This window comes from Burkholderia sp. MS455 (assembly GCF_016899445.1).
Classification (GTDB): domain Bacteria; phylum Pseudomonadota; class Gammaproteobacteria; order Burkholderiales; family Burkholderiaceae; genus Burkholderia; species Burkholderia pyrrocinia_C.
This window is the reverse complement of record NZ_CP041778.1, coordinates 886,607-906,955: the sequence shown is the minus strand read 5'-3', so window position 1 is coordinate 906,955 and position 20,349 is coordinate 886,607. Positions and strand designations below refer to the sequence as shown.

The 20,349-nt window shown below is 67.8% G+C and carries 19 protein-coding genes; 4 read left to right on the top strand and 15 right to left on the bottom strand.

Translation table 11 applies throughout. The features are described 5' to 3' along the window. Positions 1-52 precede the first annotated feature (52 nt). From FPJ27_RS08690 to FPJ27_RS08680, 3 genes are read right to left on the bottom strand one after another with little or no spacing between them, the layout of a single operon-like run. Entirely contained in the window at positions 53-484 is a 432-nt protein-coding gene (locus FPJ27_RS08690; RefSeq protein WP_204422606.1) for a DUF1801 domain-containing protein, read from the bottom strand. Further along, complete coding sequence (locus FPJ27_RS08685; protein ID WP_204422605.1) at positions 481-912, bottom strand: SRPBCC domain-containing protein; 432 nt, start codon at positions 910-912, stop codon at positions 481-483. Before FPJ27_RS08685 ends, FPJ27_RS08690 begins: the two co-directional genes overlap by 4 nt. Continuing rightward, positions 909-1,232, bottom strand: coding sequence for a metalloregulator ArsR/SmtB family transcription factor (locus FPJ27_RS08680; RefSeq protein ID WP_034185784.1), 324 nt, complete (start codon positions 1,230-1,232; stop codon positions 909-911). The genes FPJ27_RS08685 and FPJ27_RS08680 overlap by 4 nt, the downstream gene beginning before the upstream one ends. A 698-nt stretch (positions 1,233-1,930) precedes the next feature. Between FPJ27_RS08680 and FPJ27_RS08675 the strand changes: the two genes are divergently transcribed. Continuing rightward, entirely contained in the window at positions 1,931-3,664 is a 1,734-nt protein-coding gene (locus tag FPJ27_RS08675) for a S53 family peptidase (RefSeq protein WP_072439481.1), read from the top strand. Positions 3,665-3,749: 85 nt separating this feature from the next. Here the strand turns inward: FPJ27_RS08675 and FPJ27_RS08670 are convergent, their stop codons facing one another. From FPJ27_RS08670 to FPJ27_RS08650, 5 genes are all read right to left on the bottom strand, one after another. Then, positions 3,750-5,168 (bottom strand): MFS transporter, encoded by a 1,419-nt coding sequence (locus tag FPJ27_RS08670; protein ID WP_204422604.1) that lies wholly within the window; start codon positions 5,166-5,168, stop codon positions 3,750-3,752. A gap of 337 nt (positions 5,169-5,505) precedes the next feature. Next, a complete protein-coding gene (locus FPJ27_RS08665; RefSeq protein WP_034180026.1) occupies positions 5,506-6,345 on the bottom strand; it encodes an ABC transporter permease in 840 nt (279 codons plus the stop codon). Between the two features lie 33 nt (positions 6,346-6,378). Further along, positions 6,379-7,632: an ABC transporter permease gene (locus FPJ27_RS08660; RefSeq protein WP_204423122.1), complete on the bottom strand. Its 1,254-nt coding sequence runs from the start codon at positions 7,630-7,632 to the stop codon at positions 6,379-6,381. Positions 7,633-7,731: 99 nt separating this feature from the next. After that, a complete protein-coding gene (locus tag FPJ27_RS08655; protein ID WP_072439477.1) occupies positions 7,732-8,778 on the bottom strand; it encodes an ABC transporter substrate-binding protein in 1,047 nt (348 codons plus the stop codon). A gap of 77 nt (positions 8,779-8,855) precedes the next feature. Further along, positions 8,856-9,962 (bottom strand): ABC transporter ATP-binding protein, encoded by a 1,107-nt coding sequence (locus tag FPJ27_RS08650; RefSeq protein WP_204423119.1) that lies wholly within the window; start codon positions 9,960-9,962, stop codon positions 8,856-8,858. A 187-nt stretch (positions 9,963-10,149) separates the two neighbouring features. On the opposite strand from FPJ27_RS08650, the gene FPJ27_RS08645 reads away from it, so the two are divergent. Next, the gene (locus tag FPJ27_RS08645; protein WP_072439475.1) at positions 10,150-11,667 is read left to right on the top strand and encodes a PLP-dependent aminotransferase family protein; all 1,518 of its coding nucleotides are present in this window, start codon (positions 10,150-10,152) and stop codon (positions 11,665-11,667) included. 27 nt (positions 11,668-11,694) lie between these two features. Here the strand turns inward: FPJ27_RS08645 and FPJ27_RS08640 are convergent, their stop codons facing one another. The 5 genes from FPJ27_RS08640 to FPJ27_RS08620 form a co-directional block, all read right to left on the bottom strand. Continuing rightward, positions 11,695-12,729 (bottom strand): lipase secretion chaperone, encoded by a 1,035-nt coding sequence (locus tag FPJ27_RS08640; protein WP_204422603.1) that lies wholly within the window; start codon positions 12,727-12,729, stop codon positions 11,695-11,697. Between the two features lie 3 nt (positions 12,730-12,732). Continuing rightward, positions 12,733-13,827 (bottom strand): triacylglycerol lipase, encoded by a 1,095-nt coding sequence (locus tag FPJ27_RS08635; RefSeq protein ID WP_204422602.1) that lies wholly within the window; start codon positions 13,825-13,827, stop codon positions 12,733-12,735. A 220-nt stretch (positions 13,828-14,047) separates the two neighbouring features. Continuing rightward, positions 14,048-16,180 (bottom strand): TonB-dependent copper receptor, encoded by a 2,133-nt coding sequence (locus tag FPJ27_RS08630; RefSeq protein WP_204422601.1) that lies wholly within the window; start codon positions 16,178-16,180, stop codon positions 14,048-14,050. Between the two features lie 83 nt (positions 16,181-16,263). Then, positions 16,264-16,632, bottom strand: coding sequence for a DUF2946 domain-containing protein (locus tag FPJ27_RS08625; RefSeq protein ID WP_204422600.1), 369 nt, complete (start codon positions 16,630-16,632; stop codon positions 16,264-16,266). Positions 16,633-16,788: 156 nt separating this feature from the next. Next, complete coding sequence (locus FPJ27_RS08620) at positions 16,789-17,325, bottom strand: cytochrome b (protein WP_072439465.1); 537 nt, start codon at positions 17,323-17,325, stop codon at positions 16,789-16,791. A gap of 228 nt (positions 17,326-17,553) precedes the next feature. On the opposite strand from FPJ27_RS08620, the gene FPJ27_RS08615 reads away from it, so the two are divergent. Beyond that, positions 17,554-18,192 (top strand): Pr6Pr family membrane protein, encoded by a 639-nt coding sequence (locus FPJ27_RS08615; protein ID WP_072439463.1) that lies wholly within the window; start codon positions 17,554-17,556, stop codon positions 18,190-18,192. 58 nt (positions 18,193-18,250) lie between these two features. Here FPJ27_RS08615 and FPJ27_RS08610 read toward each other — a convergent pair whose 3' ends face one another. Then, a complete protein-coding gene (locus tag FPJ27_RS08610; protein ID WP_072439462.1) occupies positions 18,251-18,982 on the bottom strand; it encodes a peptidoglycan DD-metalloendopeptidase family protein in 732 nt (243 codons plus the stop codon). Between the two features lie 422 nt (positions 18,983-19,404). On the opposite strand from FPJ27_RS08610, the gene FPJ27_RS08605 reads away from it, so the two are divergent. Continuing rightward, entirely contained in the window at positions 19,405-19,725 is a 321-nt protein-coding gene (locus tag FPJ27_RS08605; protein ID WP_072439461.1) for a hypothetical protein, read from the top strand. Between the two features lie 112 nt (positions 19,726-19,837). On the opposite strand, the gene FPJ27_RS08600 is transcribed toward FPJ27_RS08605, so the two are convergent. Further along, positions 19,838-20,182: a DUF4148 domain-containing protein gene (locus FPJ27_RS08600; protein ID WP_034180037.1), complete on the bottom strand. Its 345-nt coding sequence runs from the start codon at positions 20,180-20,182 to the stop codon at positions 19,838-19,840. Positions 20,183-20,349: the final 167 nt, after the last annotated feature.

The window sequence follows — 20,349 nt, the reverse complement described above, 5'->3', positions numbered from 1 at the left end:
GGCTTTTTTTGGTTCATCGCGCGTTACGCGATGTTGCCGGTCGTCCGGCGCGTCACGCCGCCTTGTCGCCGCGCGCCTTCGCGCCCGCTCCTCGCGCGTTCTTCTTCAGATGCGTGCGGTTGTATTCGATCGCCGCGCGCACGAGGGTCTTCAGCGCCCGCTTGTCGATCCGGTCGCCTTCGAAGAAATCGATCGCGCGCCGCGCATTGCCTTCGAGGCCATCATTGAACAGCCCGCCAGGATCGGGCAGATGCGCGCCGTGCATGAACGTCAGCTTCACCTTGCCCTTGTGCGCATTCGCGACCGCGATCATCCCGTCGCACGACCACACGGGGCTGCCCATCCATTTCCATTCCTCGACGATGCCGTCGTCGGCCGCGAGGATCGTCTGGCGGAGGTCGGCGAAGAGCGGGCCGCGCCAGTCGGCGATGCCGGCGATCAGCGCGTCGATGCGCTCCGACGGTTGAAGGTTCGTTGTAGTCATGCGCGAGCCTCCGTGCCTTCGTCGGGGCGCGCCAGCACCTGTTCCAGCGACTCGAAGAACCGCACCCAGCCGTGCTGCGCGCCGCGGTACGCCTGCTCCTGATCCGCGCGGAAGCCGACCTGTTCCATGCGCAGGTGCGTGCCGGCCGGCGTCGGCGTGAGCGTCCACGTGACGACGCTTTCGAGGCCGTAAGCGGCCCACGTGTAGGACAGCGCGCGCTGCGGCTCGATCGTCAGCACCGTGCAGTCGACCGAGCCCCAGTCCGCGCGAAAGCTGAAGGCGCGGCCCGCGACGGGCTCGAAGTCGCTCTGCATCAGCCACGCCTCGATCAGGTGCGGTTGCGTGAGCGCGCGCCAGATCTTCTCCGGCGGATGGGACAGCTCCCGTTCGACGACGACGGAGCGCGTTTCGGTAGTGGCTTGGTTCATTGATCCATCCTCTTGAGCAGATCTTCGAGGGCATCGAACCGGCTCTGCCAGAAGCCTGCCATCTGGCTCGTCCAGTCGATCAGCGGGGCCAGCGCTTGCGGCTGTGCGCTGTAGTGCGTCTGCCGGCCTTCGTGACGGTCATTCACGAGCCCGGCCTGCTTCAGTACGCCGAGATGCTTCGACACGGCCGGCTGCGAGACGCCCGCATGGGCCGTCAGCGCGGCAACCGTCAGCTCGCCCTCCTCGCACAGCCGCTCGAACAGCGCGCGGCGCGTCGGATCGGCAAGCGTACGGAAAAGCATGTCGTGAGCGTTCTGCATGTCCTGATTCATAACCCGTTGGTTATGGGTTGAAGGATATCTGCTGAACGGCGAGAGTCAAGGAGGAATTTCGTGGATGCCGAGGCGCGCAGCTGACGCATGCGACGCGCTTCGCGTCGGGCGCAATCGCGCGGGAAGCAGGCTTGCCGAAGACTTCGCGTGCCACCGGACCACGCCTGCCTCGCCCGTCCGAATTCGAATGTTCGCTCTAATTCACGACGGCGGCCTCGCATCCGAAAGCCGCCTGCAAGACTGGGCCACATGCTGTTCCACAGTTCGGGAAACGTTCGGGATCGGCCGGCCCTGTTTTTGTGCATGCGCGAAGCGGCTCGGCCCGCATCGCATCGTTTGACCACATAGTGCGACTCGGCATGCGCCCACACGCGGTCGCGAAGCACGCATGCGCATGCCGGTCCGCGACGTCGTCGCGCACGTTCCGGCGCTGCGGCGAACGACTCGTGCGCGCGAACGCCGCGCATCGTCGTGCCGTCGTGTCGCGAACCGGTTCCCTCGTCGGCGCCCGCCGCTCGTCGCGTTCACCGTGCTCTACGCGCGATTCCGCACGCCGATGTCAGAACTGACAGCTATGGAAACTGGCAGCTACCTGAACGGCACCGACGCCCTACGCTCGTCACCGCTCGCGGCCCCACAAGGGCCGTGAGCTCCAGCAACGTCGTCTCTCCTAAAAAGGACTCCCGATGAAAAGGAACGCCCGGTTTGCCCTGCCCCTTCCGTCGCCCCGCCGCCTTGCATGCGCGTGGCCGCTCGTACTCGCCGCCGGCGCGGCGCATGCGACGACGGACTGGGTCGATACCCACACGAAGGCCTTTCTGACCGGCCCGCAGTTGATGGCGCGCAGCGCGGCGCCGTCGCTCGAACTCGCGGCCGGCGAGACGACGGACGTCGTCGTCAGCCTGAAGCTGCGCAACGCCGCGCAGCTCAAGCAACTGGCGCGCGACGTGAACCGGCCCGGCAGCGCGCATTACCGCCAGTACCTGACGCACGAGCAGTTCCTCGCCAGCTACGCGCCAACCGACGCGCAGGTTAAGTCGGTCGTCGACTATCTGCGCAAGAGCGGCTTCGTGAACATCGAGGTCGCGCCGAACCGGCTGCTGGTGTCCGCGCGCGGCACGGCCGGCACGGTGAAGACCGCGTTCAACACGTCGCTCGTGCACTTCGAATACGCGGGCCGCTCGGGCTTCGCGAATGCATCGACCGCACAGGTACCGAGCGCGCTCGGCGACGTCGTCGGCTCGGTGCTCGGGCTGCAGAACGTCGCGCGCGCACGGCCGATGCTGCGCATCGGCAACGTGGCGAAGCCGCAGGCACTCGCGGCCGGCACGGCAACCGGCCACTATCCGAAGGAATTCCCGGGCCTCTACAACGCGACCGGCGTGCCGACCGCGGCCGGCGTGACCGTCGGCATCATCACGATCGGCGGCGTGTCGCAGACGCTGCAGGACCTGAAGCAGTTCACGTCGAGCAACGGTTACGGCACGGTCTCGACGCAGACCGTCAAGACCAACGGCACGAGCGGCAGCTACAGCGACGACCAGGACGGCCAGGGCGAATGGGATCTCGACAGCCAGTCGATCGTCGGCTCGGCCGGCGGCCAGGTCGGCAAGCTCGTGTTCTACATGGCGGACCTCAACGCCGCCGGCAACACGGGGCTCACGCAGGCGTTCAACCGCGCAGTGTCGGACAACACCGCGAAAGTGATCAACGTGTCGCTCGGCTGGTGCGAAACCGACGCGAACGCGGACGGCACGCTCGACGCCGAAGAGCAGATCTTCACGACGGCCGCGGCGCAAGGCCAGACGTTCTCGGTGTCGTCGGGCGACGAAGGCGTGTACGAGTGCAACAACCGCGGCTATCCGGACGGCTCGAACTACACGGTGTCGTGGCCGGCTTCGTCGCCGCACGTGCTCGCGATCGGCGGCACGACGCTCTACACGACGTCGGCGGGCGCATTCTCGAACGAAACGGTGTGGAACGAAGGGCTCGACGGCAACGGCAAGCTGTGGGCGACGGGCGGCGGCGTCAGCACGATCCTGCCCGCGCCGTCGTGGCAGTCGGGCAGCAGCCGTCAGTTGCCGGATGTGTCGTTCGACGCCGCGCAAAGCACCGGCGCGTACATCTACAACTACGGCCAGTTGCAGCAGATCGGCGGCACGAGTCTCGCCGCGCCGATCTTCACGGGCTTCTGGGCGCGCCTGCTCGCGGCGAACGGCACGGGCCTCGGTTTCCCGGCCGGCAACCTGTATCGCGCGATTCCGTCGAACCGGTCGCTCGTGCGCTATGACGTCGTGTCGGGTAACAACGGCTATCAGGGGTATGGCTACACCGCCGGCACCGGCTGGGATCTGACGACCGGCTTCGGCAGCCTGAACATCGCGAACCTCAACCAGCTGATCAAGTCGGGCGGGTTCTGAGCGATATGTGAAGGCCGGCGTGCGGCAGTGATTTGCCGCGCGCCGGCCTTGTCGCCTTCAGGTCGCGCGGAATTCGCGCATCACCCTACTCCGTCGCACGCTCGTTCACAGGCTCCGGCGCGGCCGGCACACCGCTCCGATGCGACGGTGCAAACAGCCGCAATCCGCTCGCGACGCTCGCAGCACCTGCGAAACCCGCGCCGAGCATCAGCGCGAGCGTCGGCCCGTGACGCCCCGCGATCCCGAACGACAGCGCGACGAGCGCCGCCCCCGTCGCCTGCCCGATCAGCCGCGCGGTCGCGATGATTCCGCTCGCGCCGCCGCTGCGCTCGGGCGGCGCGCTCGACATCAGCGCCTTCAGGTTCGGCGACTGGAAGAAGCCGAAGCCCGCGCCGCACAGCATCATCCGCCAGCCGATGTCGAATACGTTCGGCGCCGCCGGCAGTGCGGCGAGCGACACCATGCCCGCGCTCAGCAGCGCGAGCCCGATCGCACCGAGCAGGCCGGGCGGGTATCGATCCGACAAGCGGCCCGCGATCGGCGCGGCAAGCGCGACGATCGCCGACCACGGCGTCATCAGGAACCCCGTCTCGACCGCGTCGCGATGCAGGACGGTTTCGAAATAGAACGGCAGCGACACGAACGCGAGCCCCTGCGCGGCGAACGCGCACACGGCGGTCAGCGCGGACAGCGTGAACACGGGTCGGCGAAACAGGTCGACCGGCAGCATCGGCGCCGGGTGCCCTGCCTGGCGGCGGATCAGCAGCCAGCCGAACGCGAGCGCAACCGCCGCCGCCGCGAACACCACGGAAAGCGGCCCGCGCTGCGCGAATTCGCCGAGCGCGAAGATCAGCGACGCGAACGTGATCACGTTGAACAGTGCGGCAACCGGATCGAACGCATGCTTGCCGCGCGCCGTCTGCGGCAGCGACGGAATCGCCACTGCGAGCGCGAACACGCCGAGCGGCACGTTCACCGCGAACAGCCACGGCCATGCGGCGACCGACAGGATCAGCGACGCGATCGTCGGCCCCACCGCGAACGACACGCCGACGACGAGCGCGTTGAAGCCGACGCCGCGCCCGAGCCGGTGCGCGGGAAACAGGCCGCGGATCAGCGCGACGTTGACGCTCATGATCGCGCTTGCGCCGAAGCCCTGCACGATCCGCGCGGCCGTCAGCATCGGTAGCGTCGATGCGAGCGAACAGCCGAGCGATGCGAGCGTGAATACCGCGAGCCCGGCGATATACACGCGCTTGTGGCCGACGATGTCGCCGAGCGACGCGAACGGCAGCAGCGTCGCGACCATCGCGAGCTGGTACGCATTGATGATCCACACGGACGCGGCCGGCGATGCATGCAGGTCGGCGGCGATCGCCGGCAGCGCGGTGTTCGCGATCGCGGTGTCGAGCGTCGCGAGCGCGACGGCCAGCAGCACGGCGGACATCGCGCGCCAGTTGACGGCCGGCTCCCGGGCGCCGGCGGAGGATGCGAATTCGGACAAGATGAGGCTCGGCTGACGGGCGACGCGCGGCGTCGCGGATTGAGCGGCGCGGCGGCGTGCGTTCCGGACGGCAAGACCGGCGCGCGCGCAGCCGCGATCCGTATTGTTGCAGAGCCGCATCGAACGTGCAGGCGGCCGCCTCGTCAGTCAGCGAAACGAAAGCTTGCGCGTTGCCGTGCTTGACGCGCGGCATCGTTGAGCGCACAACGATCGACGATCCGGCGCGCCGGCTGGCCTTCCGGGCGCGTGCCCGTCCTCGTCGTGCCGGCGGCACCGCGCATCGGAAACCGATGCGCCGATGCGCGGCGTGCGTGCGCCGCCGTCGCGCCAAATCGGATCAGGTCACCGCGCGCCGCGCATTGCGTCCGCGCAACCATTCGAGCGCGAGCAGCAGGCTCGTCGAGAAGATGATCAGGATCGTCGCGAGCGCGGCGATCGTCGGGCTGATGTTCTCGCGGATACCCGTGAACATCTGGCGCGGCAGCGTCGTCTGGTCCGCGCCCGCGAGGAACAGCGTGACGACCACTTCATCGAACGACGTCGCGAACGCGAACAGCGCACCCGACATCACGCCCGGCGCGATCACCGGCAGCGTCACGCGGAAAAACGTCGACACCGGATTCGCGCCGAGCGACAGGCTCGCGCGCACGAGATTGTGGTTGAACCCCTGCAGCGTCGCGGCGACCGTCGTCACGACGAACGGCACGCCGAGCGCCGCGTGCGCGGCGATCAGCCCCGTATAGGTATTCGCGAGCCCGAGCGGCGCGAAGAACAGGTACATGCCGACGCCGACCACGACGACCGGCACGATCATCGGCGACAGCAGCACGGCCATCAGCAGCGCCTTGCCGCGGAAGTCGGCCTTCGTGAGACCGATCGCGGCGAGCGTGCCGAGCACGGTCGCGACGACGGTCGCCGACGGCGCGACGATGAAGCTGTTCTTCGCGGCCATCCGCCACTCGTCCGACGCGATCAGGTTCTCGTACCAGCGCATCGAGAAGCCCGGGATCGGATAGACGAGGAACGTGCTCGACGAAAACGACAGCGGCACGATCGCGAGCACCGGCAGGATCAGGTACAGCAGCGTCAGCACGACGAGCACGCGCAATGCGACGTACCACGCGCGCTCGACGAACGACATGTGCGGCGCGAACAGCGGCCTGGCGAGCAGTTTCATGGTCGAATCCCTTTCCGTTCCGTTGTTGCGCGCTTAGCCGAGGCTCACGTTCGAGCGGGTGAAGCGGCCGTAGATCGCGTACAGCACGAGCGTCGCCGCGAGCAGCAGCCCGCCAAGTGCGCACGCCATGCCCCAGTTGATCGTCACGTTCGTGAAGTACGCGACGTAGTAGCTGACCATCTGGTCGTTCGGCCCGCCGAGCAGCGCAGGCGTGATGTAGTAGCCGATCGCGAGGATGAACACCAGCAGCGCGCCCGCGCCGACGCCCGGATAGGTCTGCGGCACGTACACGCGCCAGAATGCGGCGAACGGATGGCTGCCGAGCGATACGGCCGCGCGCTGGTAGGTCGGCGGGATCGACTTCATCACGCTGTACAGCGGCAGGATCATGAACGGCAGCAGGATGTGCGTCATCGAGATATACACGCCGACGCGGTTGAACAGCAGCGTCAGCGGATGCGAGATCAGCCCGCTGCCGATCAGCGCCGTGTTGATGAGCCCTTCGCTCTGCAGCAGCACGATCCACGCGGCGACGCGCACGAGCACCGACGTCCAGAACGGAATCAGCACGAGAATCATCACGAGGTTCGCACGCCGCTCCGACAGCGTCGAGATCCAGTATGCGAGCGGGTAGCCGAGCAGCAGCGCGAACAGCGTGACCGCGACGCCGATCACGAACGTGCGGCCGAAGATCGCGAGATAGATCGACTGGTCGGGATCGGCCTGCACGATGTGGCCGAAGCCGTCCTGTTTGTGGTCGAGCGCGGCGAGCAGGTAGAACGGCGAAACCGTGCTGCCGTTCTTCGCGATGGCCTGCCAGTACGCCGTGTCGCCCCAGCGCGAATCGAGTTCGACGAGTTTCGTGCGCGTCTGCGCAGGCGTGAGCGTCGATTCATTGTCGCCCTTCAGCGGCATCGCGCGCGCCGTCTTCGCGACGAGCGAGCGATAACCGGGAATCTCGGTGTTCAGGCGCCGCGCGAGCGCGCCCATCGCCTCGCTGTCGGCCACCTTCGTCATGTCGGCCGCGAGCGCGACATACGCGGCGTCGGCCGGCGGCGCCTTGCGGTCCCAGCCCGACAGCGCGGTGACCGTGTTCGGCAGCGCGGTCGCGATCTCGGGGTTCTGCACCGCGCGCGTGAGCAGCGTGCCGATCGGTACGACGAAGATCAGCAGCAGGAAAATCGCGAGCGGCGCGACCAGCAGCAGCGCCATCGTGCGCTTGCGGGCCTCGGCCGCCTTCAGCTCGCGCTTGAGCGCGGCGCCCGACGAGGTAGGCGCGATCGTCATCGTATTCAACGGGTCTCTCCGGCCGGGCACGCTCCGGCGGAATGCCGCGCGACGCGATCGACGCGCCGCGCGGCTGGTTGCATCAGGATGCCTGAACGGTTACTTCGTCGCCCATGCGGCGAAGCGCTGCTCGAGCTCGTCGCTGTGATCGGTCCAGAAGCCGATATCTTCCAGCACCGCGTTCTTGCCGTTGGCCGGCGAGTTCGGCAGGTTCGCGAGCGTCTTCGCGTCGAGCGACTTGATCGCGGCGATGTTCGCGGGGCCGTACGCGATGTGCTGCGCATACGCCTGCTGCGGCTTCGGCGTCAGCGAATACGCGATGTACTGCTCGGCCAGCGCCTTGTTCGGCGAGCCCTTCGGAATCGCCCAGTAGTCGAGGTCGTAGATGCTGCCGTTCCACACAACCTTCAGGTTCTTGCCTTCCTTCTGCGCGGCATCGATGCGGCCGTTGTACGCGGTCGACATCACGACGTCGCCGGCGACGAGGAACTGCGGCGGCTGCGCGCCCGCTTCCCACCACTGGATATACGGCTTCAGCTCGTCGAGCTTCTTGAACGCGCGGTCCTGGCCGGCCTTCGTGCCGAGCACCTTGTACACGTCCTTCGTCGCGACGCCGTCGGCCATCAGCGCGAATTCGAGGTTATAGCGCGCGCCCTTGCGCATTCCGCGCTTGCCGGGGAATTTTTTCACGTTCCAGAAATCGGCCCAGCCGGTCGGTGCCGACTTCAGCTTGTCCGCGTTGTACGACAGCGCCGTCGACCACACGAAGAAGCCGACGCCGCACGCTTGCGGCGATTCCGGAATCAGGTCGGACTTCTTGGCGATCTTCGACCAGTCGAGCTTCTCGTACAGCCCTTCGTCGCAACCGCGGTTCAGGTCGCCCGATTCGACTTCGACCACGTCCCAGTTGACGTGCTTCGCCTCGACCATCGCCTTCACCTTCGCCTGCTCGCCGTTGTATTCGACGGCGGTGACCTTGTTGCCGGTTGCCTTCTCGAACGGCTGGTTGAACGCGACCTTCTGCGCGTCGCCGTTCGCGCCGCCGAAGTTGACGACCGTGAGTTCGGCGGCCGTTGCCGATGCGCCGACTACGGCGAGCGCCAGTGCCAGCGCGGTGCGGCGCGCCGTGAAGCTTGCTCGTTTCATGATGGTTCCTCTCCTCTCGTGGTGGAAGTGGGCAGTTGTTGTTGACGACGTGCTGCGGTAAATCGGGGAAACCCTGTTCATGCGAACACGCGCAGGTGCTCGGGCGCGAATGCAAGCGAGACCGGCGCGCCGGGAGAGAACGCATCGATCGCGCCGGTGCCGAGCGGCACCTTCACGAAGCATTCGTCCTGGCCCGGCAGCGCGCAGCGCATGCGCACGTGATCGCCGAAATAGATGAGGCTGCGCGCCTCGCCGATCAGCCGGTTCGCGGCTGCGCCGCTCGCGTGCCCGTTCGCGCCGTGCGCGGCGAGGCTCATGCGTTCGGGGCGGATGCACGCGACGGCCGACGCGCCCTCGGCGGCTTCGCCGATATGGCGGCCGACGAGCTTCGTGCCGTCGTCGAGCCGGAACTCGCAGAATTCGCCGTCGACGCTCGCAATGGTGCCGCGCAGCCGGTTGCTGTCGCCGATGAAGTTCGCGACGAATTCGTTGCACGGCGATTCGTACAGGCGGTCGACGGTGTCGAGCTGCTGCACGATGCCCTTGTCGAACACGGCCACACGATCGGACATCGTCAGCGCCTCGCCCTGGTCGTGCGTCACGTACACGAAGGTCACGCCGAGCTTCTCGTGCAGCGCCTTCAGTTCGTACTGCATGTGTTCGCGCAGCTGCTTGTCGAGCGCGCCGAGCGGCTCGTCCATCAGCACGAGCTTCGGCTCGAACACGAGCGCACGCGCCAGCGCGATACGCTGCTGCTGGCCGCCCGACAGCTGCGCCGGGTAGCGTTTCGCGAAGCGCTCCATCTGCACCATCTTCAGCGCATGCGCGACACGCTCCGTGCGCTCGGCGGCCGGCAGCTTGCGCACGGTCAGCGGATACGCGACGTTCTGCTCGACCGTCAGGTGCGGGAACAGCGCGTAGTTCTGGAACACCATGCCGATGTTGCGCTTGTGCGGCGGCACGTTGTTCAGGAGTTCGCCGTCGAGGCGGATCTCGCCGCCGGTCGGAAACTCGAAACCGGCGAGCATCATCAGGCAGGTCGTCTTGCCCGAGCCCGACGGCCCGAGCAGCGTCAGGAATTCCCCTCGGTGGATATCGAGGTCGAGCGATTTGACGACCAGCGTTTCACCGTCATAGGTCTTCCGCACGCCGCGAAAGCTGACGATCACATCATCGGACTTCATCATGCTGTCCCCTTGCGTCGCGACAATCGTTTATGAATGCCCCCTAACCTGCCGCTTCGCGGCAGGCCCCCCGAGGGGGTCAAGAAAACTTGGGGCGGCCCGGCGTTTTCTTGCGAGACGCGATCCACTATACGGTGCGCACGGTTCTATACTAGGGAACCATTTCAATATTCCAAGTAGGACCACTTTGGATACCGTGATCCTTGCCGACTGGCTCTCCGCCCGCCTCGACCGCGGCTCGTCCGAGCCGATGTACCGGCAGTTGCTGCAACAGATGCAGCAGGCCATCCTGACCGGGGAATTGGGGCCAGGAACAAAACTGCCCAGCTCCCGGACGCTCGCGGCGGACCTGTCGATCGCGCGCAATACCGTGCTGCACGTGTACGACCAGCTGACGGCCGAAGGCTATGTGCTGACGACGACCGGCAGCGGCACCTATGTGGCCGACACGCGGCCGGACGCCGCCGCGATTCGCGCGCCGGGCGCCGCACCGCCCGAGGCCGGTACGCTGCCGCCGCCGGACGCGCAGGGCAGCCTGTCGATGCGCGGCCGGCAACTGATCGAGCACGCGGGCGTGTCGCGGCGCCAGTGGGGCGCGTTCATGCCGGGCGTACCGGACGTGTCGGAGTTTCCGAGCCGCACGTGGAGCCGCCTGCAGGCGCGGCTGTGGAAGGAGGCGAACCCCGAACTGCTGACCTATGCACCGGGCGGCGGCTACCGGCCGTTACGGCGCGCGCTCGCCGATTACCTGCGCGTCGCGCGTTCGGTCAAATGCTCGCCGGACCAGGTGATCATCACGACCGGCATTCATCAGTCGATCGATCTCGCGGTGCGGCTGCTGTCCGACATCGGCGATCGCGCGTGGGTCGAGGAACCGTGCTACTGGGGCGTGCGCAGCGTATTGCAGGCGGCCGGCCTCACGCTCGCGCCGGTGCCGGTCGACCAGGAAGGGCTCGCGCCGCGTGCCGGCGACATGCAGCATCCGCCGCGGCTCGTGCTCGTCACGCCGTCGCATCAGTACCCGCTCGGGATGGTGATGAGCCTCGCGCGGCGCCGGATGCTGCTCGAATACGCGCGCCAGCACCGCTGCTGGATCATCGAGGACGACTACGACAGCGAATTCCGCTACGGCAGCCGCCCGCTCGCGTCGCTGCAGGGGCTCGACGACGGCGGCCGCGTGATCTACGTCGGCAGCCTCGGCAAGATGCTGTTCCCGGGCCTGCGGATGGGCTACATGGTCGTGCCCGAGCATCTGGTCGACACCTTCCGCACCGGGCTGTCGGAGCTGTACCGCGAGGGCCAGCTGATGCAGCAGGCCGTGCTCGCCGAATTCATCATGGACGGTCACCTGACTTCGCACGTCAGGCGCATGCGCACGCTGTACGGCGAGCGCCGGCAACTGATGATCGACGCGATCCGCGCGCGCTTCGGCGACGCGCTGCCCGTGATGGGCGACGAGGCCGGCCTGCACCTGGTGCTCGGCCTGCCCGACGCGTGCGACGATCGCGCGGTCACGCAGAGCGCGTTCGACGCGGGCGTAATCGTGCGCCCGCTCACCAGCTACTACAGCAACCTCGACACCGCTCGGCGCGGCCTGCTGCTCGGCTATGCGTGCGTCCCGCACGACAGCATCGGGCCCGCGTTCGACACGCTCGCGGATACCATCGAGCAGCATCTGCCGCGGCACATCACGCGCGCGGCATAGGGGCGGTCACATGCGACGGCGCCAGCGTTACTGCGCGCTGCCCGCGCCGCGATCGAGCGACGCCGCGCGCACGGCTTCGCCGGGCTTCGTGAACACGCGCTGCCGCAGTGCGGCGATCTGCGCGTCGCGATCCGGCGGCGACAGGCCGGCCGACTCGATCTGCGCACGCTGCGCCGCATAGTCCGCGTAGCGGCTCTGCCACGATGCGTCGTCCTGCTGCATCTGCGCGACCCGCGCGGCGGCCTCGGGCCCTAGCGTCTGCGTCAGTTGCGCGCGCATCGCATCGGGCGTCGCCCCGCTCTTCTGCAACTGCGCGATCTCGTCGATCGCGGCCCGCTGCCGGTCGACCCGCTGCTGCGCCATGCGTTCGTCGGCCGGCATCTGCTGCTCGAGCGCCGCGAGCCGCTCGGCCTTCTGTGCATCGGTTAGCGTGCGATCCTGCGCGATCTTCAGCCGTGCGAGATCGTAGCGCTGCCGCCACTGCTCCGTGCCGAAGAACGGCTGGCTCCAGTCGCCGAGCGTGCGATACGCGATCGACGCGCGCTGGTCGAGCGCGAGCTGCAGCGCGCCCAGGTCGGACTTGTCGACCGCGCCGGCATCGCGCAGTTTCGCGAGCGCGTCGAGATACGCGCGATACCGGCGCCACACGTCGAGCGCGTCGGCTTGCGCCGCCGTGCCGTCGAGCTGCGCGGCAATCTCGCGCGCGACGAACGCATCGAGCGCGGCTGCGCTGAGGTCGCTCTGCGCGGTCAGACAGTAGTCGAAGAAATCGCGCACCGCGCGCACCTTCGCGAGATGGCCGCCCGCATCGAGCAGCAGCCGCGGCGCACTGGAACCGGCCAGCGACGACGGCAGGCCCGCGCGCGCCGGCACGGCGGCCTGCGGCGGTGCCGCAGCCACGCCGCCCACCGCCGCCGCATCGGGCGACTCGCCGGCGCTACCCGTACCGCGATGCCATCCCGCCCCGCTCCACATCGCGACGCCGGCGATCGCCGCCAGCCCCACGACACCGTAGACCGCGGCGCGCCGCGCCAGCGGCGCGCGCCCTTCGCGTGCCGTCATCGATTACACGCCCGCCAGCTTCAGCCGGTTCGCATGCGTGCGGATCACCGCGACCGGATCTTCCGCATACGCGCCCCGCACGCCGAGCAACTGGTTGATCTCGTCGATATGGTTCCACTTGTAGCTCGTGCTCAGCACCTGGCCGTACAGCGCGCTGCATTTCGACACGAGCCCGTCGTTCTGGCCCGAGCCGCGGTTGATCATCACCGTGCCCGTGCCGAACAGCGCGAGCGTCGACAAGTCGAGCGCGTTCGCCGGGTCGACGAGTGGAACGGTGCTCGTGTCCGTCGCGCCCGTGACACCGAACACGGAGAGCGTTGGCTGGATCGCCGTGCCGGCCCACGAATACAGCAGATGCGTGTTACCGCCGACGGTTTCCGTCGGCGCCCCGGTCTGGCAACTGCCCGGTGCGCCAAGGCCCGCGCTCGGATAGTTCTGGTTGTACGTGGCGGCCTGTGCGGTCGTCAGCGTCTTCAGCGACCCGAGCGCGTCCTGGTTCGTGTTGTGGCTGCTGCTCGTCAGGATTCCGAACACATTGACGAACGCGGCGATCACCGATGACGAAAGCCCGGTCGGATCGTATGCGAGCACGCTCTGCACGAAGTCGGCGAACTCGGAGCCGCGATGCGGCGTGCCGATCGTCGTCACCGACGCGACGAGATCGGGCGCGACGGCCGCGACATAACGCGACGTGAGCCCGCCCTGGCTGTGACCGACGAGATTGACCTTGGTCGCGCCCGTCGCGGCGAGCACCGTCTTCACGTAAGCGAGCAACTGTTCGCCGCGCCCGTTCGGCCCGTCGTCGCTCTGGAAGCCCGACAGGTTCGCGACGTAGACGGTCGCGCCATGCTGCTGCAGGTCTTCCTGGATGCCGTACCAGTACTCGAGCACGCCCGCGTACTTGTCGGTGCCCGTGAGCCCGTGCACGAGGATGATCGGATAACGCGTCGTCGCGTAGTCGTCGGCGGGCGCGGTCGCCGCCATCGTCGCGTGCGTCGTCGCGAGCGTCATCACCGCGGTCGTCCCCGCGAACGGCGCGACGCTCATCGCGCATGCCACTGCCCCTGCCACCACCCTGGAACGCATCGATCTGGCCATGCATGTTCTCCTGATTATTGTGCTGCCGGTACGAATGAGATCGGATCGACGCACGCGGCGCCCTCGCGTGCGCCGTGATCGTCGAATGCCGGAGTGAAGCACGACTGGCCAACGTTTGCGCCCCGACTAGACACGGTTCTCTAATCGGTTGACGCGCCCCACCTGTTCGGGCGGGGCCGCGTTCATGCGCGCGCATGCTGCAACGCACACGCGCAATGCGCTACAGCTTTGCGCTTACGCGTACCCATGCGGTACGGCCCGGCTCCATCACCGGCGCGTTCGCCGGATAGCCGAAGCCGGCATTGCCGGCGAGGTTCAGATGCTCGGTGTAGGCCTTGTTCAGCACGTTGTCGACGCCGACCGAGACCTGCACGGTCTTGCTGACGTTGTATTGCGTATGCAGCGACAGCACGCCGAATCCGGCGCTCGGGCCGAAGTCCTTGCCGACCACGTTGCCCTCGTTCAGCGCATAACGATGCTGCGGCGCAACGATCCGCCACAGGCCGCCGGCCGACCACGCGCCACGCGTGTATTCGAGCCCGATGCGCGCCTCGAGCGGCGGCATCTGCGGCAGCGGATCGCCGCTCGCCACGTTGCGCCCCCACGCATACGCGAGCGACGTCTCGACGCGCAGCGGCGCAACCGGCCGCCACGACACGCCTGCTTCGCCGCCCATGATCTGCGCGTTGACGTTGATCGCCCGCGTGGTCGGGCCCATCATGCCGGCCGCGTAGTTGAACAGGATGAAGTCCTGCACGTAGCCTGCGTAGGCCGACACCCACGCATCGAACCGGTCGCTCTTGTATTGCGCGCCGATGTCGAGCTGCGTGGTCTTCTCCGGCTGCACCGCCGAGAATGCGTTGACCGAACCGGCCGGCCCGCGCTTCGCGGAGAACAGCTCCCAGTAGTCGGGATAGCGCTCCGCATGACCGATCCCCGCGTACCACGTGACGGGCAGCGATGCGAGATCGCGCTCGTAGCGCACGAAGCCGCTCGGCAGCACGCGCGCGCGATCGTCGTCGAAGGTCGGGTTGGGTTTGCTCGCCATCATCCCGCTCGTCGTCGCGCGCTTGTCGCGTGCGCTCGCGTAGTCGACGCGCGCGCCGCCGATCACGCGCGACACGTCGCTCGCGTACCACGTCAGCTCGCCGAACGCACCCGCGTTCCACATCGTCGCCTGCGCATCCCACGGCTGATCGCCGTAGTTCTGCCGCCCCATCGCCGAGCGCGAATCGAGCCGGTTCGATTGCGCGTCGACGCCCGTCACGAGCTTGAAGTCGTCGCCGAAACGGAACGTCGCGGCAGCGCGCGCGCCGACCGTGCGGCGCCGCACCTCCGACGCCATCCGCATCGGCATGCTGCTGGTCGGATCGGGCTGCCGCAACGTGTAGTTGTCCATCACGTGGTCGGCTTCGTTGTAGTACACGCGTGCCTCGATCCGGTCGAGCACGTCGCCGAGATGCCGCTTGTCGAACGACAGGCCGAACGTCTCGCGGCGGAAATGCGCGCCGTCCATCCCGCGGCCCGCATACTTCGCGTAGCCGTCGCCCGTGCCGGCCGTCAGTTCGACCCGCGTATGGTCGTCGGGCGTCCAGCCGAGCGCCGCATCGGCGTTCCACTTGTCCCACTGCGACGGCACCGTGTTGCCGTTGCCGTCCTTGTAGTCCTGCGAATGCGCGTGGTTCGCGGTCACGCGGCCATAGACGTCCGGCGTGCCGGCCGTCAGGTCGATGTTCTGGTCGTTGCGGCCGAACGACCCGCCGACGAGGCTGCCCTCGAAACGCATGCCCGGCTTGTCGAAACGCGGCGTCACACGCTCGAACAGCACGGTGCCGGCCGACGCGCCGGGACCGTACAGCACGGTCTGCGGCCCCTTCACGACGGTGACCTTGTCATAGCTTTCCGGCGCGATGTACGACGTCGGCGCATCCATCCGGTTCGGGCAGGCGCCGAGCGTCGGCATCCCGTTCGCCAGGATATTCAGCCGCGAACCGAACATCCCGCGCAGCACGGGGTCGCCGTTCGTACCGCCGCTGCGGATCGACGTGAAGCCGGGGATCGTCTTCAGGTAATCCGCGCCGTCGCTGGCGGGCAGCGGCTGGCGCGGCGCCTTCGGATCCGTGACGACGACGAGCGGCGTCGTCTGCGGCGACGCGACGACCTCGACGGGCGGCAGCAGCGCTGCCGAATCGTCCGCAGGCGCGCCGGCCGCGCGCGCCGTTTCGGCCGCGGCGGCGGTCGCGGCCAGCGCGCCGACGGCGAGCACGGGAACGGTGAGTTTCAACATGCGCGGCACGCGCCGCGCACAGGCATTGCGTGACGCCCGCGGCGCACGCAACTGGAAAATGGTCATGATCGAAAGCCCGAGTGACGCCCTCCACGCGACCTCGACGGGCCGCACGGATATCGGCGGTGGAAAGAACGGAAGACAGCGCGTCAGGCGCGCTCGGGCGGTGCGCGTGGATACGCGCGCGGATAGCGATCGGTGCGCGCCGCGACGGCTGGCGGCGCGGCGGCGGAAACGGAAACGACGGAAACGGAAGCGAACGACGCGGCGGCAGGCGCGCCGATCGCAGGGCTGTGCGCGAAGAATCCGCAATAGCCGCACGCATCGAGATGCAGCGCATGATCGTGCATGCGACCCGCATCGGGCGACCGATGCGCGCCATGCTCTGCACTGCAGACGATTGCGTCGGGCGCGGCCGCCTGCGCGATGCGCCACTGCGACACCAGCGGCGCCGCGATCGCGAACCAGATCGCGAGCACGCCAAGCCAGGCGGTCAGGTGACGATGTCGGTGCAGCATGCGCGGCGGCGAGTAAGCGGAATGTAAAAACAGCCGAGATGTTACAGAATGTTCGCCTCGATGGCCAGCCGCGGACGACGGTAAACGAAGCGGGGGCGCATGGTTGTCAACACAACCATGCGCCCCCGCCTGCCGCGCGCGTCCGGAGCGCGGCGCTCAGGGCACCATGCGCCGCAGCACGTTATCGCGCCGGATGAAATGGTGGTACAACGTGGCCAGCGCATGCAGGCCGATCACGAAGTAGAACGCGTTGCCGATCAGTTCGTGCGCTTCCTTGATCGTCGGCCGCAACGCCTTGTCGGGGCCGAACAGCGTGAACGACACGCCGAGCCAGTCGAGCGACACCGGCTTGCCGCCCAGGTTGATCATCATGATGCCGAGCAGCGGCTGCGCGACGATGAACACGTAGAGCGCAAAATGCGCGAGCTTCGAGAGCCAGCGCAGCAGCGCGGCCTGCGGAATGGCTTCCGGCACGCGGCTGACGACCCGCCACAGCACACGCAGCACCGACAGCACGAGCACGAACGTGCCTGCGGTGAGGTGCACGTTCATCCAGAACACCCGGCTGTCGCTGCCTTTCGGCCCGCGGATCTCGATGGCCAGGTACGCCAGCGCCACCAGCAGGAAGATGGCCCAGTGGAAGAAGATCGCGGGCGAGCTGTAGCGCGTCTGTTTCGCGAGGATGTTTTTCATGCGTCGTCTCGTGTTGTATGCGGGGAGGGGCGCATGCCGCAACGGGCTCCGCGCCCGGCAGAGCTGCCACGATTGTAGCCGCACGGGCGTCCGATTTCCCGCGGCGCGGTCAAATATCCGACGAATCGTCAACACGCGCCGCGCGCGGCTGCCATATGGAAAATCCGCATCGCGCGCGGGAACGGCTGTGGCACGATGAAGCTTTGGTGTCGACGTTGCGCGCGCATCATGAGCAAGGCGTTCTTCGTTGCGGCCTACCGGCTGATTGCCGCGTTGCTCGCGGTGTCCACGACGTTGCACAGCATCGCCGGCTACTGGGGCATGCCCGCGGTCCATCTCGGCAACTTCCTCAGCTACTTCACGCAACTGAGCAGCCTCTATGCGTCGGCGATACTGACCGCCGGGCTCTGGCGGATCGCGCGCCCCGGCTCGGCCCGCTACGAATCGATGCGCGGCGCGGCGGTTTTGTACGTGCTGATCACCGCGATCGTCTACGAACTGCTGCTCGCGCGGCTCGATGCGCTGCGTCATGTCACGCCGGCGTTCAACAACTGGGTGCTGCACCGGATCGTGCCGCTCGTCATGCTGTGCGACTGGCTGTACGTGGAGCCGCGCTCGCCGATCGCGCGGCGCAGCGCGTTCGCATGGCTCGGTTTTCCGGTCGTCTATCTCGGCTATACGCTCGTGCGCGGCGCGCTGGAGAACTGGTATCCCTACCCGTTCGTCGATCCGCGGCCGCACGGCTACCTGCCGGTCGCGATCCAGTGCTCGCTGATCGCGCTCGGCGCAGCGGCGCTCGCATTGGGCATCCGCTGGCTCGGCAATCACGCGAGACAGTCCGACACCGCGACGCTGAAGGAAGGATGAAGGTGAAAGAAGGCGGGAGCGTGTGCGCCGCCCGGCGCACACGCGGCGATGCGGCTCGTCAGCCGCCGTTGCGCGGCAGGAAGTTCATCGGATCGACGACCTTGCCGTTCTGGCGAACTTCGAACTCGAACGTCGAACGGCCGCTCGCGTCGGTGCCCATCTCGGCGACCGGCTGGCCCTGGCGCACCGCGTCGCCTTCGTTGACGAGCAGCTTGCCGTTGTGACCGTAGGCCGTGATGAGCCCGTTGTCGTGCTTCAGGATCACGAGCGGGCCGTACGCCTTGACGCCGGACCCGGCATAGACCACCCGCCCGTTCGCCGCGGCCCGCACCGAACGGTCGGGCCCGGACGCGGCGATCACGACGCCGCGCGTCTTGCCGGTCGCAAACGGCGCCGTGACGACACCCGTGGCCGGCCATGCGAGCGAGCCCGGCTGCGCGGCCGCCGCGGGCGGCTGCCCGAATGACGTCGCGGCAGGCGGCGCGACGCGCAGCACCTGGCCGGGCGACACCGCGTCGGTAGGCGCCATGTGGTTCCAGCTCGCCACGTCCTGCACGCGCTGCCCGTAGGCGTTCGCGATGCCCGCGAGCGTGTCGCCCGGGTTCACGCGGTAATAGCCTGCGATCACGCCGGGCGTCGCGGCCGACGTCGGCGCCGACGAACGCGCCGGCTGCCAGTTGTCGGTCCACGGCGTCAGCGTACAGCCCGACAGCGCGACGGCCGCGGCGACGAGCGCTGCCTGCGGCAGCCAGTGCGCCAGCGAATCGTGGATGGGAATAGTTTTTCTCAAGGGTCCTCCCGGATTTGCGTCGTTGCGCCGCCCACCGCCCTCCGGCGCGCGACGCACGATGTCCGGCCGGACGGCCGGACCAACCAGTATCCGACCGCTCTCGCGGCCGTCAGTTTCCACAGCGGAACGTCGGCGCGAACGGGCTCACCGGCCCCTTTTTCGCGTCGCTCCGACCGGCAAAGATACCATTTGTCGCGGTCAGGACCGCGACAGGCGCAGGTTCCGGCAACAATCTTGCGGCCTCGCCGATGCGGGCCGGCGGCCCGCGAACCGCACCGCGCGGGCCGTCCGGCGGCCCAGCCGCCGGCCTTCCGCCCGCGTCGCAGCCGTCTGCCGTCTCGGCTCCGTCACATTCTCCCCTTCGATCGCCGCCTATACTCGGTGATGCGCAGCGTAATCCAACGACAACGAGGAGCATGACAATGAACAATGCGACGTTTCTTTCCGTGCAGCTCAATGCGGACGATTTCGCCGGTTCCAGCGGCCTGGTCGAATTGCTCAACCGGCACCTGCTGTTCGCGACCGACGTCGCCGAGGCGGCCGATGCGCTCGTCCAGCTGGCGAGCGTCGCGCACCTGACGGGCGCCACGCGCCACAGCGTCGAGCTGCCGGTCCTCGCGATCGAGCGGCTGCGCGATGCGCTCGACACGCTGAGCGGCTACGACGAAACGTGGCTGCAGGTGCTGGAGCCGGCCGAAGCGCTATTTCGGGAGATCGGGCGCGGCACACGCCCGCTGCATTGACCGTCGGCGCGGCACGCGCCACCAATGAAAACAGCCCGTCGTTCCGCTTTGCGGAACGACGGGCTGTTTGTACTACATGGGGTCAGGTCCGGCCGCCGGGGCGGCCGAGCCATTAACGACCCTTGTAGACCGGTGCGCCGTCAGCGATACGCTTGACTTGCCAGCCGGTCTTTGCTGCGGCCGGAGCGCCGGATTCCTGCGCGGCGGCCGGTTGCGCGCCATAGCCGGTCGTGTCGGCGGCGGCGACGTTCTGTTGCGGGTTCACACGAGCTTCAGCTGCCTGGATGCCTGCCGGGTAGTCCGTGCGGTCGCTGCCCAGCTTATAGCCGGCCTGTTGCAGTTGGACCAGTTCGGCCTTCACCTGCGCACGGGTAACGGGCGCGTTCTGTTGGGCGAACGAGACGGCGGGAACGGCGAGGACAGCAGCTGCAGCGAACGTTGCGATCAGCGATTTCATGATTACCTCCGGGATTTTTTTGCTCCGCCGCACACACCATGTCTGCAGCGATGGAACAAAGTTTAGTCCCGACGTCCCCTAGGGAAAACCATGAAAGAGCGAAAACACTGTTTCCCCGGAGCCAACAATGTCGGCATCCGGGATAGAAAAACCCTATTCAAAGAATA